The sequence below is a fragment of the Paenibacillus sp. MER 99-2 genome (assembly GCF_023714095.1).
Lineage (GTDB): Bacteria > Bacillota > Bacilli > Paenibacillales > Paenibacillaceae > Paenibacillus.
In genome coordinates, this window is record NZ_JAMAUZ010000003.1 from 783,081 (window position 1) to 798,330 (window position 15,250).

At 48.7% G+C, this 15,250-nt stretch carries 12 protein-coding genes; 5 read left to right on the plus strand and 7 right to left on the minus strand.

Translation table 11 applies throughout. The annotated features are described in order from the left end of the window. Positions 1–378: 378 nt before the first annotated feature. The 5 genes from argB to argH all read left to right on the plus strand — a co-directional run bounded on the left by argB (position 379) and on the right by argH (position 6,952). On the plus strand, positions 379–1,218 hold the full coding sequence (gene argB, locus M3636_RS18295; protein WP_251383488.1) for an acetylglutamate kinase: 840 nt from the start codon (positions 379–381) through the stop codon (positions 1,216–1,218). A gap of 39 nt (positions 1,219–1,257) precedes the next feature. After that, positions 1,258–2,520, plus strand: coding sequence for an acetylornithine transaminase (locus M3636_RS18300; RefSeq protein ID WP_251383489.1), 1,263 nt, complete (start codon positions 1,258–1,260; stop codon positions 2,518–2,520). A 220-nt stretch (positions 2,521–2,740) separates the two neighbouring features. After that, positions 2,741–3,709 (plus strand): ornithine carbamoyltransferase, encoded by a 969-nt coding sequence (gene argF / locus M3636_RS18305; RefSeq protein WP_251383490.1) that lies wholly within the window; start codon positions 2,741–2,743, stop codon positions 3,707–3,709. Positions 3,710–4,002: 293 nt separating this feature from the next. Continuing rightward, complete coding sequence (locus M3636_RS18310) at positions 4,003–5,241, plus strand: argininosuccinate synthase (protein ID WP_128103731.1); 1,239 nt, start codon at positions 4,003–4,005, stop codon at positions 5,239–5,241. A 307-nt stretch (positions 5,242–5,548) separates the two neighbouring features. Continuing rightward, the gene (argH, locus tag M3636_RS18315) at positions 5,549–6,952 is read left to right on the plus strand and encodes an argininosuccinate lyase (RefSeq protein ID WP_251383491.1); all 1,404 of its coding nucleotides are present in this window, start codon (positions 5,549–5,551) and stop codon (positions 6,950–6,952) included. Positions 6,953–7,064: 112 nt separating this feature from the next. On the opposite strand, the gene M3636_RS18320 is transcribed toward argH, so the two are convergent. The 7 genes from M3636_RS18320 to M3636_RS18350 form a co-directional block, all read right to left on the minus strand. Further along, positions 7,065–8,420, minus strand: coding sequence for an allantoinase (locus tag M3636_RS18320; RefSeq protein WP_251383492.1), 1,356 nt, complete (start codon positions 8,418–8,420; stop codon positions 7,065–7,067). 63 nt (positions 8,421–8,483) lie between these two features. After that, complete coding sequence (locus M3636_RS18325; protein WP_251383493.1) at positions 8,484–9,878, minus strand: NCS1 family transporter; 1,395 nt, start codon at positions 9,876–9,878, stop codon at positions 8,484–8,486. Between the two features lie 321 nt (positions 9,879–10,199). Then, positions 10,200–11,060, minus strand: a complete 861-nt coding sequence (locus tag M3636_RS18330; protein WP_251383494.1) for a fumarylacetoacetate hydrolase family protein — start codon at positions 11,058–11,060, stop codon at positions 10,200–10,202. Beyond that, entirely contained in the window at positions 11,057–12,388 is a 1,332-nt protein-coding gene (locus tag M3636_RS18335) for an amidase family protein (protein ID WP_251383495.1), read from the minus strand. The genes M3636_RS18330 and M3636_RS18335 overlap by 4 nt, the downstream gene beginning before the upstream one ends. Further along, positions 12,385–13,263: a solute carrier family 23 protein gene (locus M3636_RS18340; RefSeq protein WP_251383551.1), complete on the minus strand. Its 879-nt coding sequence runs from the start codon at positions 13,261–13,263 to the stop codon at positions 12,385–12,387. Before M3636_RS18340 ends, M3636_RS18335 begins: the two co-directional genes overlap by 4 nt. After that, a complete protein-coding gene (locus tag M3636_RS29775; protein ID WP_251383496.1) occupies positions 13,145–13,744 on the minus strand; it encodes a purine/pyrimidine permease in 600 nt (199 codons plus the stop codon). The genes M3636_RS18340 and M3636_RS29775 overlap by 119 nt, the downstream gene beginning before the upstream one ends. A gap of 277 nt (positions 13,745–14,021) precedes the next feature. Continuing rightward, positions 14,022–15,242 carry a pyridoxal-phosphate-dependent aminotransferase family protein gene (locus M3636_RS18350; protein WP_251383497.1) on the minus strand — a complete coding sequence of 407 codons (1,221 nt, stop codon included), beginning with the start codon at positions 15,240–15,242 and terminating at the stop codon, positions 14,022–14,024. Between the last annotated feature and the right edge of the window lie 8 nt (positions 15,243–15,250).

Genomic DNA, 15,250 nt, shown 5'->3' on the forward strand with positions numbered 1-15,250 from the left:
GATTACCGAAGATGACTGACGTCATTTGAAAACCAATCTTTTTGAACAAGCGCTTAACCAACTTTTTGATCTCTTGATTAATCGATATCTATATGATTGATGTATAGCTTTTACCAAAATATATAGAGAAAATAATAAGGATTAAACTTTTAATGAAATTTATTTATAGACGAAAGTAGTGAAGAAGTCGGAATCGATTCTGTAGAAGCGCAGCGTTCGCATTTGTCTCCGGATTTTCCCCTTAGACAGGGGAATCAAAAAATCTGGAGACAACGGCGATCGGAAGAACGATCCGAATTTGGAACGGTTGGACTCGTCTATCGTGAATCAATTAAGTGTTAAGCCTTTTAAAATGTTGGAACGAAAGGAGCCATGCTCATGACCTCGACATTACAAAATGAAGAGACTGGAAGCGAAGCTGTATCTGAGAAGCAGATGTTCGTTATGAAATGCGGAGGCAGCACGCTTGCGGCGTTGCCTGAATCCTTTTTTGCCGATCTGCGTGATCTTCAATCTCAAGGAACTCAGCCTGTGATCGTACATGGCGGAGGCCCAGCGATCTCGGAGAACCTGGCGAAGCTGGGCATTGATACGGAATTTGTAAACGGCTTGCGTAAGACGACAGAGCCTGTACTTGATGTCGTAGAGATGGTGCTGGCAGGTAGCATCAACAAACAAATTGTACGTTTAATCCAACGTGTGGGTGGGCGTGCGCTCGGATTATCGGGAGTTGACGGCGGTTTGATTCAAGCGAAACCTGTCAGCAACCATGCAGAGATCGGTTGGGTTGGCGATGTGACTAATGTTCAAGCGGAGATTATCCAAGGTGTTGTGCAGATGGGGTATATGCCTGTCATTGCGCCAGTGGGCGTAGATGCTTCGGGTCAACGCTATAACATTAATGCCGATACAGCGGCAGGTGCGGTAGCTTCTCATCTGGGTGTCAGTCGAATGATCGTAGTCACTGACGTTCCGGGGATTATGAAGACTGTGAACGGGGAGAAAAAAGTATTGCCATCCGTCTCTGTACAAGAGATTGAAGATATGATCCAAACCGGCGAAATATATGGCGGGATGATTCCTAAAGTGCGGGCAGCTATCGCTTGTATTCATGGGGATGTGCGTGAGGTTGTTATTGTGGATGGTAGTGAGCCGAAGATTTTGAGCCGGGTGTTACAGGGAGAAACGATCGGAACACGGATTATCCGGATGCAGTAGGATTCTTATTTTAAATCAAGAATGGGAGAGTGAAGGGTGATGGCAAATAGTAAAGAACAAGCAGGCACCGGCACAGCAGTGGCGGGAGCGGCTGCAACAGGAGCGGCATCAGCGGCTCAGACAGAAAGCTCACTTTTTCAAACCTATGCACGTTACCCGATTAGCTTAGTTAAGGGAAAAGGAAGCTGGCTGTGGGACGATCAGGACAACCGTTACCTCGACTTCATGTGCGGATTGGCTGTAACGAGCCTTGGTCATGCACCAGAGAAGGTTGGCGCGAAGCTGAAAGCGCAGATCGATGAGCTATGGCATGTATCTAACCTGTTCCAGATTCCAGGTCAAGAACGTGCGGCAGCTTTATTGACGGCGAATACGTGTGCAGATGCGGTGTTCTTCTGCAACAGTGGTGCCGAGGCTAATGAAGCAGCGATTAAACTAGCTCGTCGCTATCACCAAAAGGTGAAAGGCGTAGATCGTTATGAGGTCATTACTTTTGCACAATCCTTCCACGGACGGACATTGGCTACGTTAACAGCTACAGGACAGGATAAGGTAAAAGAGGGCTTTTTGCCGTTGCCAGCAGGATTTGTTACTGTTCCATTGCATGACAATGCAGCGCTTGAAGCGGCAATTGGGCCACACACGGCTGCAGTTATGTTGGAAATGGTGCAGGCTGAGGGCGGCGTGCATCCGGTTAAGCCTGAGTTCTTGCAGTTTGTTCAGCAACTATGCGAGAAGCATGGATTGTTATTGATTGTGGACGAAGTACAGACGGGAATGGGGCGTACCGGTAAATTGTTCGCGCACGAACATTACGGCATTGAACCTGACATTTTCACAGTGGCTAAAGGCATCGGTAGTGGCTTCCCTGTTGGAGCTATGCTGGGTAAAGGTTATTTGAAAGATGCATTTACAGCAGGTAGCCACGCGACTACATTTGGGGGTACGCCACTTGCTTCCTCGGTTGTCACTGCAACCATCGAAACGATGCTGGAAGATAAACTGCCTGAGCGTGCAGCTGAGATGGGCGAATATCTGATGAGCTCCTTGAGAGAGCGTTTGGCGGGCAATTCTTTTGTCAAAGAAGTTCGTGGACTGGGCTTATTGGTCGGCATTGAATGTGAAGAAGCGGTAGGCGATATCGTGGTTGCAGGGCAGAAACGTGGTATTTTGTTTGTGTCTGCAGGGCCGAATGTCATTCGTCTGCTTCCGAACTTGTATGTGAGCAAAGAAGAGATCGACGAGGCTGTTTCCTTAGTGGCAACACTCATTGAAGAGCATGTCGCAGCGAAGAACGCCTAATCCGCACGGATAGGTTCAGATATCATTGATACTTTTCGGAAAATTTTCTATTCCGGGGTCATCAACGGCTCCGGTGTAGATTCTGATAATGAATTCCCTGTAGCCGCGTGTTTATGCAGCATAAGTAGGTCATTCGCAGTCATGATAGGAAAAATCCAGGCTATCACTAACTTCTGCACATGCGGGTGCAGGGAACCGGAAATAAGGAGGCATTATTAACATGACACAAGTTCAATCAACCGAGAAGGTTCAGAAGATCGACCTAAGAGGCCGGGACTTTATTGAATTCACCGATTATACGGCAGAAGAAATTCGTTACTTGCTTGACCTTGCCATTGAGATCAAAGGTAAGCAAAAAAACGGTGTGCCTTTTCAGCCGTTAAAAGGTAAAACGATCGGACTGATTTTTGAAAAATCATCTACTCGGACACGTGTTTCTTTTGAAGTGGGTATGTTCCAGCTAGGTGGGCACGCACTGTTCCTGAGCAAAAATGATATCCAGCTCGGTCGCGGCGAAACGACGCATGATACGGCTAAAGTATTGTCTCGGTATCTCGACGGCATTATGATTCGTACCTTTGGGCACCATAATGTAACTGAGCTGGCAGAGCATGCAGATATTCCAGTTATCAATGGACTGAGTGATGCGGCGCATCCATGTCAGGTGCTGGCGGATTTCCAAACGATGCTGGAGCATAAGGGCAAACTTGCAGGTCTCAAAATGGCTTACGTCGGAGACGGCAATAACATGGCGCACTCTCTGATGCTCGGCGCAGCTAAGATGGGGATGCATGTGGCTGTTGCGACTCCTGAAGGCTACGAGGCTGACAGTGCAATCGTAGAACAAGCACGCAGCATTGCAAAGGAGAGCGGATCACAGGTTGTGGTAACGTATAGTGCCGAAGAAGCGGTCAAAGATGCGGATATCGTGTACACGGATGTGTGGGCGAGTATGGGCTTTGAGGAAGAACAGAAGATTCGTGAGCAAGCATTTGCTGCATATCAGGTGAACGAAGACTTGATGAAGGCTGCGAAGCCAGACTATATGTTCCTGCATTGTCTCCCGGCTCACCGTGGAGAGGAAGTAAGCGCAGGCGTAATCGACGGACCAAACTCCTTGATCTTCGATCAAGCAGAGAACCGTTTGCACGCACAGAAGGCTTTGATGGCTGCGTTAATGAGCGAATAGCTGCGATTTGCATGAATGGGTTGATTTTAGACGCGGATTTCGCGATGATATATTAAATATAATTTCTATATAAATCGGACTAAACATTTACACGAGAACGGAGAGGACAGAAATAACATGGAGAAGCGGAGCGTTCGCCTTTATCCCCGGATTTTACCCTTGAAAAAGTAAATCAAAAAAATCTGGGGATAACAGCGATCGGAAAGTTATTCTGTCATCGAAGTGGCAAGTGTAAATATTCTTTAGTTTCATTTGTATAGTGAGTAACTGAACTTGGGGAGGACCTATTAGACATGGCTAAAGAAAAAATCGTACTCGCCTATTCCGGCGGGTTGGACACATCTGTAATTTTGAAATGGTTGAAAGAAACTTATGACGCTGAGATCATCGCGTTTACAGCAGATATCGGTCAAAAGGATGAATTGGACGGCTTGGAGGAAAAAGCACTGGCAACAGGTGCTTCCAAAGTATACATCGATGACCTGCGCGACGAGTTCGCAAAAGACTTCATCTACCCTATGTTCCAAGCGGGCGCGCTTTACGAAGGACAATATTTGCTCGGTACAAGTATCGCACGTCCTTTGATTGCTAAACGTATGGTGGACATCGCGCGTGCAGAAGGTGCTACAGCGATTGCTCACGGTGCGACAGGAAAAGGGAATGACCAAGTTCGCTTCGAGCTGAACGCGGCTGCACTGACACCTGATATTGCTGTAATTGCACCTTGGCGTCTGGAAGAATTCCGTAATCAATTCCCAGGACGTGCTGAGATGATTGCATATGCTGAGAAACACGGCATTCCAGTCACGGCATCTGCAGCTAAACCTTACTCCACAGACCGTAACCTTTTGCATATCAGCTATGAGAGCGGTGTGCTTGAAGATCCTTGGTTCGATCCAAGCGCGGACGAGAACAAAGATATGTTCTTGCTGAGCAGCGCGCCTGAAGATGCACCAGATCAAGCGGAATATGTTGAACTGGAATTCGAACAAGGTGACTGTGTAGCCCTGAACGGTGAGCGTCTCAGCCCACTGCAAGTGATGGAGCAATTGAATGAGCTGGGTGGTAAGCATGGTATTGGCCGTGTGGACATGGTCGAGAATCGTTTTGTCGGAATGAAGAGCCGTGGCGTGTACGAAACACCAGGCGGAACCATTCTGTTCACTGCACACCGCAAAATGGAATCCATTACGATGGACCGCGAAGTCATGAACCTGCGTGATAGCTTGATCACACGTTACAGCACGCTCGTATACAACGGCTTCTGGTTCGCACCAGAGCGTCTGGCGCTGCAAGCACTCGTGAGCGAAAGTCAGAAAAACGTAACCGGTACGGTTCGTGTGAAACTGTACAAAGGTAATGTTATCGGCGCTGGCGTGAAAAGCCCTGTCAGCTTGTACAACCCAGACATCGCAACGATGGAAGCTGACCCTACGCAAGCATACGATCAAGGCGATGCAACAGGCTTTATCCGCCTGAACGCACTGCGTCTGAAAGTAAACTCCGGCGTAGAGCAAAACAAAAACAACTAATTACATGCTATGTAAATACGTGTTCAAAAAGGTCGGTTTTCAGTACCGAGAAGATGGGATGAAGGTAGAAATGGAGTAGCGGAGCGTAGGCAAAACTACGTGAGCAACGGACATTTCGGCTAAATCCCATATTCGACGCTGAGATGCCGTGAGGCATCCTTCGTAATCAAAAGCGGACTTTTTGAACAACCTCTACAAGTGTTTTAGTTCAATGTATAGAGTCATCTAAATATAACTGACAAGGCAGGCCGTTCTTGCATATCTGGCAGGAGCGGCTTTGTCCATGAGCGAAAGGGGAGTACTCACCGTGAGCAAGCTTTGGGGAGGACGTTTTACCAAACAAACGAATCATCTAGTTGAGGAATATACCGCATCGATTAATTTTGACAAAGCATTGGCTGAGGAAGACATTCAAGGTAGCTTGGCCCATGTAACGATGCTAGGTAAATGCGGCATTCTGCCTGCGGAAGACGTGGAAACGATCAAAGAAGGCTTGATTACCGTATTACACAAAATTCGTGCCGGCGAAGTGGAATTCTCCGTATCTGATGAAGACATCCACATGAACATTGAGAAAAATCTCATTGAGACCATTGGCCCTGTAGGTGGCAAATTACATACAGGCCGTAGCCGGAATGACCAAGTGGCAACCGATATGCACCTGTATTTGCGTGAGCGCGTGGTTGGTTTTGTGGGAATGCTACATGCCTTGCAGGAAGCACTGATCGGACAAGCGAAAGACAACCTCGATACTATCGTACCGGGTTATACGCATCTTCAGCGGGCACAGCCTATTCTGTTTGCCCACCATCTGATGGCCTATGTGTCGATGTTCCAACGGGATGCTGAACGTCTGATGGACAGCTACAAACGCATTAACGTTCTGCCTCTTGGCGCGGGTGCGCTTGCAGGAACAACGTTCCCGATTGACCGTCATTTTGTAGCAGAGCAATTGGGCTTTGATGGCGTATATGAGAATAGTTTGGATGCGGTAAGTGACCGTGACTTTATTGTTGAGTTCCTGGCAGCAGCATCGCTCATTATGACTCACTTGTCCCGATTGAGTGAAGAATTGGTGCTGTGGAGCAGCACGGAGTTTGGATTCGTTGAGTTGGATGATGCGTTCTGCACAGGCAGCAGCATTATGCCACAGAAGAAAAACCCGGACGTTCCTGAGCTTGTTCGCGGGAAAACAGGACGTGTGTACGGCAACCTGATCGGGTTGCTGACTGTGCTCAAATCTCTTCCGCTTGCTTACAATAAGGACATGCAGGAAGACAAAGAAGGCATGTTTGATACGGTAGCTACACTGGAAGGTGCACTGCAATTGTTCGCACCGATGATCGCTACAATGAAAGTAAACAAGGATCGCATGCGTCAGGCTGTGAACCAGGACTTCTCCAACGCTACAGATATTGCGGATTTCCTCGTAGGCGAAGGCTTGCCGTTCCGTCAAGCGCATGAAGTGATTGGCAAGACGGTATTGTACTGCATTCAGAACGGCAAGTATTTGCTGGATCTGACGATTGACGAATTCCGTCAATTCTCTGAGCTGTTTGATGAGCGCATCTATGATGTGTTGCAGCCAGAAGCGGTAGTTAACGCGCGTAACGTTTACGGCGGTACAGCATCAGGTCAAGTGGCTGAAGCCATTGGACGTAGTGAGAAGGTACTGGAGATCACGGAGCAGTGGATTACGAACCGCGGTTAATACCGAGAATCTCATTAATATAACGGCCCAATATACGAAAAAGAAGCCAGTGAGAGAAGAATATCTCTCACTGGCTTTTTGTGTTTGCTGACTGTGACGCAACTCCAGTCCCTTACGGCTTCTGCCAGCCGCCTTCATTCACTTCGGTGAGAACCTCGCCGCTGCGAACAACGACATGTCCACGCACGATAGTGCCTATCACGCTGCTTGGGAATGAATGGCCGATGTAGAGGCTTTGCTTGTGCTCGGCATAATAGTTGTCTTCCGTCACCGTAAACGTTTTGTTTAGATCAACGATGGCGAGATCAGCATCCATCCCGGTGACGATGCTGCCTTTACGTTCCGCAAGACCGAAGCGCTCTGCTGGATTGGACGCTGTCCAAGCGGCAACTTGCTCCAGTGGAATGTTATGTGCTAGTGCAAGCTCCAATGCTGACAGTAGGGTGAATTGTCCGCCGCTAATGCCGCCCCATGCTTGGAATAGATTGAAATCTTTTGGATCCTTCATATCGTACGGACAGGGCGAATGATCCGACGATAACATATCGAATTTTCCTTCTGCCAGCAGGGAGATGAGTCGTTGTTGTTCGTCTGCTTCCCGCAGCGGAGGAGCACACTTGGCGATGCTTCCTTTTTCCCGTAGGCTATCGTGGTTGAAGAGTAGATAGTGTGGGCAAGTCTCGACCGTTACGTTCATGCCGCGAGCTTTGGCAGCTTCAATACTCGCTACTGCTGCAGCGGAGCTGATATGCACGAAATGCAGTGCGCAGCCTGTTATTTCCGAATAGTACAGAGCACGTTCTACAGCTTCGACTTCGGCGATAATCGGACGGGTCTCCAGATAATCGTCGGCGCTGAAGAGTCCTGCTGCTTCTTTTTCATCTTTTAGCCAGTTGGTGATCGCTGCACTCTCTGAATGTAGAGCCAGCACCTTGCCTAAAGCTGCAATCTTCTTCATGCCCGTAAGCAGCGTCATGTCATCCACGGCTTCAAATTCTTTGTTGCCAGTTGTGGATAGAAATGCCTTGAACCCGATTACTCCTGACTCCGCCAGTGGCTTCAGGTCATCCTCATTCCCTGGCACCAGACCACCCCAGAGCCCGAAATCAACAAGTGATTTTTCGTTACCGATCCGAGCTTTCTCCAGCAGCGCCTCTTCATTCACCGTTGAGGGAATACCGTTCAGTGGCATGTCGAAGAAGGTGGTGCAACCGCCTGCGGCCATCATAGCCGATCCCGTCGTAAAACCTTCCCAGTGCTCTCGTCCTGGTTCGCTGAAATGGACGTGTACGTCGATCATACCTGGAAACACATGAGATCCGTATGCATCATAAGTATGCTCAGCTTCACCCTCCAGTTTGGCGGCAATTGCCGCGATTTTTCCATCTTTGATACCGACATCGACTTTCTTGACACCGTCCGGCAGCACTACGCTGCCGCCGCGTACAACCAGATCGTAACGTTCCATACACAACTCTCCTCTTCAGTGGTCTTGAATTATTCAAACGTAATAGTCCAGTTCAACCTGTATTTATTCGTAAATGGTGCCTTTTTTGAATGATGATCCTTTGAATGCGAATTTGCTGAGTAGTAGGTATGCAATGCCTGCTACGACGAATCCGATAATCCAGCCGACGTCAACCAGTAGGAACGCAGCTCCGGCTCCGATCACCATGGCTAGTAGGGCGCTCGGATTGTAGCCTTTGAATGAACCGTTGTCCAGATAAAGCTCGGTCGTATCTACCTTTTGCCTACGTAGAATGTAGTATTCGACTAGCATGATCGCCACGATTGGACCAAGGAAAGCGGAGTAAATCAGGATGAACGTGTTTAAACCTTGAGCGGAAGAATCCTGCACGAGTACCCATGGGAAGGAGCAGAGCGCAAGTAATCCAGTAATAATGACAGATGTTTTGTATTTTAGCTTGGTGACAAGCGAGATGACATAAGCTGGTGGCACGATATTGGCGACCATGTTGACAGCAACTGCCCCAATGACGATAAATGCGGATACAGCGACAGTGATATATGGATTGTCAACGATCACAGCGAACGCTTTAACGGGATTCGAAATTCCTGTTGCTGCGGCCATCATTGCGCCAATCGTGAGGACGAAGCCGTATGCGATAACGATGGGGAGGAAGTAGAGCATACTGCGCTTTTTGTCACTGATGCCGCTCTTAAGCTCACGGGAATAGTCACCAGCACTTAGGAAGATTGCCGCATAGTTACCCAGGAATACCATGATGAAAGCGAAGAATGGAAGTCCCCACGTGCCTTGCGCATTTACCCAATTTTCGGTGATCGCCGTGCTATGAGAATTGAGCAATATACTGAACACGTAGACGAGTGCTAGCATAATAACAACAGAGGCAAGGGTCTCCACCCACTTGATCGCATGAAAGCCATAAAGTGAAAGGACAATCTGAACTGCCTGCAATACGATGAAACAAACGACAACACTGTCAAAGCTACCGCCACTGAGTACTTTTACAATTTCGTTCAGTGCGGTTCCCCCGACCCAGCTCTGGAATCCATACCAGACGATGGCGGGCACACCGCGTAAGAAGGAGGAAATGATGGAACCTTTGATGCCGAATGACATCCGCAATTGAACAACATAAGGGATTCCTGTTCGGTAACCGAATCGGTCGTTAATGGCAAAGATCACTGAAATGATACCAATTGCAACCATAGCTGCCACGAACGTCTGAAATACATTGAGTGTAGCGACACCAGCAACAATGAGACTTGCTCCAAGTGTCATGTTGCCAAGGTTCACGCCATCCCCGATCCACATAAACATGTAAGCGATCGATCCAATCGTTCGTTCACTCTCCTGCTTCGGTTTCAGGGAGTCGTCCACACTGATATTTTCTTGCAAGTGTGTCTCTTCCAGCACTCGACCTGCCAAATTCGTAGACATATTCCGCCCCACTCCTCTTCGTATTGGGTGAGCAAAGCTGATCGTTCTCATGTAAGTACACGAACCGTTCCGATCAGTCCTTGCCCACACCACAGATGAATAAAATAATGTAAGATAACGTAACCTTTATGTGTTATGTAATCTCACTTTAGATTTGTTATCCTTATTTTATCACCTTGTCCTCACAATTCATTGACAAAAACGTAGATTATGATCGGGTTTTCTGTTCAAATTAAACAAAAAAATATTACGTTTAATGTCATGTTATGTTGAGGGGCAGGACACGAATGTTTATACAGACGATTTTCAATAATCAGAGATTCAGTTTTCTACCGAATTGCTCAATGTTTTTAACCCAGCAATCCGGCATTCCACTTCATCACCAGCTTCAATTACGACTGAACCAGGTGTGCCTGTCAAAATGATATCTCCCGGATGTAATGTCATTACATGTGAAAGGAAAGAGATTAAGTATGTGGGTGAGAAGATCATTCGGCTAACGGTATTGTGGTGCATGACTTCGCCATTCAGTACAGTTTCAACTATAAGATTAGGCAGATCAACGTATTCGTCAGGAGTAGATAAGGAGGAGCCAAGGCTCAGGAACGTATCGAAGCTTTTGGCTCTTTGCATAAATCTAGGATTACGCGCGTGAATCTCCTTAGCCGTCATATCGAGAGAAGTGGTATAACCGGCTACGTAATTCATAGCATCGTGCTCGGTAACATTTCTGCATGTCTGCCCAATGACGATGGCTAGCTCTGCCTCTGCCGTGATCTGTCCAGCTCCATCCGGTAGACGAATCGCTTCGCCGGGGCCAATCAGCGACGTGTCGGGTTTGAGGAAGATGACAGGCTCATCCTCGGCAGGGCGTCCTGACAGCTCGATGGCTTTTGCCAGGTAGTTCATGCCAACCCCAATCATTTTGCCAGGTCGGCGGTATAGCGCGCGGTAAGATACAGCGTCCACTGGCAGTGCAGGAAGAGCGGAGAGGGTCTCCTGTCCGCCACTAACGTACCAGTCTTGCAAAGTCTTCAGTTGTTTGTTTTGCAATAGTGTGAAAAGGCTTGTATCCCAATCGGAGTTCCGATTCTCATTCAGCCAAGTCAGTGGAATCACGCCATGATCTGTCAGGAACGCTGCTTGCTCCTGTCCTTGAAGTTCAATCGTTACTAGTTTCATCCGCGCACCTCTTCTGTGAAATGTTCTGCCATCCAACGCAGTAGCTTAAGATCGGTATTAGCGCCACCGATAAAGGAGAGCCCGATGGGCAGTCCATCCTCACGAATGACTGGCACGGTTACCTGAGGTAGACCTGAAAGCCCTGCGATACAAGAGAGTTGCATGGTCTTTGCTCGATAGGCCTCGGCTTGCGCACCTTGTAGCCCGAGTAGTGGGGCGGGGCCTGGAGCAGTTGGAATTGCCAGGAGTCCGTCATCGCCGAGCAGTTCAATAAGGCTGCCACGAATTCGAGTACGTAGGTCACTCTCGGTGGTATGTGAAGATGCCTCCAGTGTACAAGCCCATTCAAATCGTTCTGCGATACCAGGGCCGAATGTTGGACGTTCCTTTATCAACCAATCGCGATGTTCATGGGCAATTTCTAACCCTTGAAGAACACGGAACGCTGCCGACCAGTCCGCCAAGCTCTCTGTAGGTGCTGTTAATTGGATTGAAGTGCTAGCCTGCTTCCAGTTGGGCAGTTCGTGCAGCTTCGAGAGTAGGGTTGAACGATCGTTTTCCTCTGGCAGACCCCAAGCTTCATCTGCAATGAGGAAACGCGAGAATGTTGGTTCAACATCGGATGCGTCATATGCACCGCTTTCTGCAATCGCTTCTACGCTCAAAACATTATCTTGATGAGTTGCCGATCTATTTTGTAGTAGTACCTTGCCCACATCTAACAGAATCTTCGGAGATTGGCTCATCCAGCCAACCGTATCGAAGCTACGTGCGAGTGGAATGACCCCTTCCGCAGATACGGCTCCATGTGTTGGCCGGAAGCCATACAGACCACAGTACGATGATGGAATACGAACCGAACCACCTGTGTCTGTGCCTATGGCGAAATGAACCAGACCTGCCGCAGCTGCAACGGCTGAACCGCTTGATGATCCGCCTGGTATTCGATCTGGTGCGAGGGGGTTGATTGGTGTGCCATAGTGAGCATTTTCCCCATTCAGGCTGTACATCAATTCGTCCGTCTGTGTTGTGCCTATAAGTCTTGCGCCGCTGGCTAGTAAGGGTAACAGCGCGGGAGCTGTGGAATCCGCCGCTTTATGCGTTCGAAGCCAATCTGGATTACCTGCTCCACTGGTTACACCTTGAATATCAAAGACGTCTTTCACTGCGAATGTCAGCCCGTCGAGCTCGCCCGTCCCGGTAGAAGCTAACTGAACCGTGGCATCCACAAATGCTCCCCATTGATCCTGACGTTCCAAAGTGATCTCGTTCTCTGTTTCTGTGCCCAGTTTGAACTCCTTCGATTGATTCGCATGTATCCTTCTCATGACTGTTCTCCTTTCGGATTCAAATTGGAATTGAGTGTGCGTCCTGAGTGCTCAGATGTTGGAGCTATAAGTCTCCGAACCTTGTTTGAAGCCAGCGTCTGATCTTGTTGGGATGAACCGGAGCGAAGTCGATCCAACACTAGTGCTAGTAAAATGCCGACGAGCAGACCATTTCCGAGTAGCGGACGTAGCAGTGGGGGCAAGGAGGCGAAATATTCCGATGGCAATCCCATCACGATGACTCCAACGAACAGAGGTGCTGCTGTCCGGTACAAGTTTGCTGCATCCATTTGAATCTGGCCGAAATATTGTAGTGATGAACCGAGTAGTCGTAGATATGTTACTAATAATACAGCGCTCCCGATGCTGAGCGGTAGTTGTGTCAGCAAACCGCTGATTGCCGGGATCAGACCGATTCCCGTGAAGAGCAGACCACCGATGACAAATGGGAGTCGGTCTCGAATACGGGTCTGTTGAAGAAAACCTACAGATGAAACGTAAGGAGCGTAGGGTACCAGCCCGAGTAGCCCTGATAGAACCGCAAACACACCGCTGATAGTAAAGGAACGTCTATACTGCTTGTCAGAGGCTTCTTGTTCGTAAATGTGATCTGTCCCCTTCAGAGCGCCGAATGTGTTCGAGGCATTAACCAGACCGGCGATGATCGCAATCATGACAACGCCTATGTTTAGGCCGTGCCATAGATCACCGAGAGGGAACCAACCTATGTCGAGTGTTCCTGTGCTGGATGTCTCGCTATCTCTGCCGAAAATGAGAGTGTATAGTACCCATCCACCCAGAATCCCAATCAGTAACGCATACTGTCCAATCGCAGGTCTTGCTTTTACGGATAAGACTGCGACGAAAACAGCCACGGCTGCTGATAACAGAAACACGGTGGGTTGAATCGTTGTTGCTTCCGTAGAAGATCCCGAGCATTCCTTCCAGAAAAATCATGTTCAGCCGGCAACCGAGGAGAAACATAAATACAGCCATCACGCCTGGCGTAAACAACTTCGACAACGGTGAGGCTAGTCCGCAGACACCAATTAGAATGGTGATGATTCCTGAGATCACGATACCCGCGGCCAGACTACCGCCCAGCTCCGTCAGGGAGATGCCCAGTGAAGGCGCAGCCGCGCTGAGGCTCAGAATGACACCCCACCACAATCCTGACTGTCCTTCCATGACCGATCTTTGATGCCCAAACGCTGCTTGTACCACGCAGGCGAGCCCTGTAAGAACAAATGAGCATTGAATTAAGAATTGGATTTTGTCTTGCGGTAATGCAAATGCCGCCCCTACCGTGATTGGAATGACGACTGTATTTGTAAATAAGAAAAAGAGCCACTGCAACCCAGCAAGTCCTGAGCGCAGCCGGATGATATTGTTCATGTGTCACCTTCCGCTTGGAGTTTCGCCGAAACGGTCTTCGAGCAGTAACAATGATGTGCCCGGCGTTCCTATAGCGAAGTCTTGTTTATGCAAAAGGATTCCGGACATGCCGGAATCCCATTTCTCTGTAACATTCAAGTGTGTTCAGCTGAGACTCTGCGTCGTATTCTCTAAGCTGTAATGCGATTATGTTCTAGCTAAGAAGTTATAACGGAGGGGTGTGGCACCTGGATGTATTTTACTCATACACGTTAAGTGCTTCCTGTACTCCACGTCCGATGACAATTGGTGCGTTGTGTCGGATTAACACAGCTTCCAGTGCGGATAGTACGAATAGCACGTTTTCCTTACGGCAGCTATAACCCATCGTACCGATTCGCCAGATTTGCCCATGTAACGGGCCGAATGAGCTGGCAATCTCAATGCCGAACTGGTGAAGTAACATGCTTCGTACAGACTCACCATCAACCCCTTGTGGAATCTTCACACAGGTGACCACAGGTAGCTTCCAATCGACGTCGTTAAATAATTCTAGACCCATGCCGCGAATGCCTGCCATTAATGCTTTTTCATGCAGCTTATGACGTTCGAAGCGCTCTTCGAGTCCTTCATCGAGCAGGATGCGTAGTCCCTCGCGTAACGCGTATAGCATGGACGTTGCTTCGGTATGATGATTTAGACGACGTGGCCCCCAGTAGTCCTGCAACTGACTCAGATCGAAGTAGTTGCTGCGAATCGGGTGTGCTACATCTCGACGGTCGCTGTCTAGTGCGACGCCTCGCTCTACCTTTTTCCGACTTGCCAGAATCTGTTCTACCCGCTCGTTGTACGTAACTGGAGCCATACCGGAAGGTACGGAGATGCACTTTTGTGTGCCCCCGATAACCGCATCAAGCTGCCATTCATCTACTTTGACTGGCGCACCACCAATGGAGGCAACGGCATCGACGACTGTTAGCACACCAAGCTCACGGCAAGCTGGGCCGATTAAATCCAGTGGCTGCATGCAGCCTGTTGAAGTTTCACCATGTACAATGGCTACAATCTTCGGTTGTACCCGTTTAACCTCATCAATCACAGCCTGTTGGTCGAACACTTCTCCCCAAGGACATTCCATCAGATGCAGCTCAGCACCGTGGCGCTCAGCGATTTCTGTCAGCAGGTGGCCGAAACGTCCGAAGATCGGTACGAGCACTTTGTCGCCAGGTTCAATTAGGCTGCACAATACGGCTTCCAGTCCTGAACGGGAAGTGCCGTCAACCGGGAAAGCCCATTGATTCTTTGTTTGAAACGTTTGTCTTAACATATCCATCGTCTCGTTCATCATTTGCGTGAATGCTGGATCGAATTGACCTAGAATCGGTGTTGCCATTGCTCGCAGGACTCTCGGATCTACTTCGACCGGTCCTGGTGTCATGATTGTTCTCAAAGGTGCATGGATTTCCCGGTACTTCGTCATCTCATAAC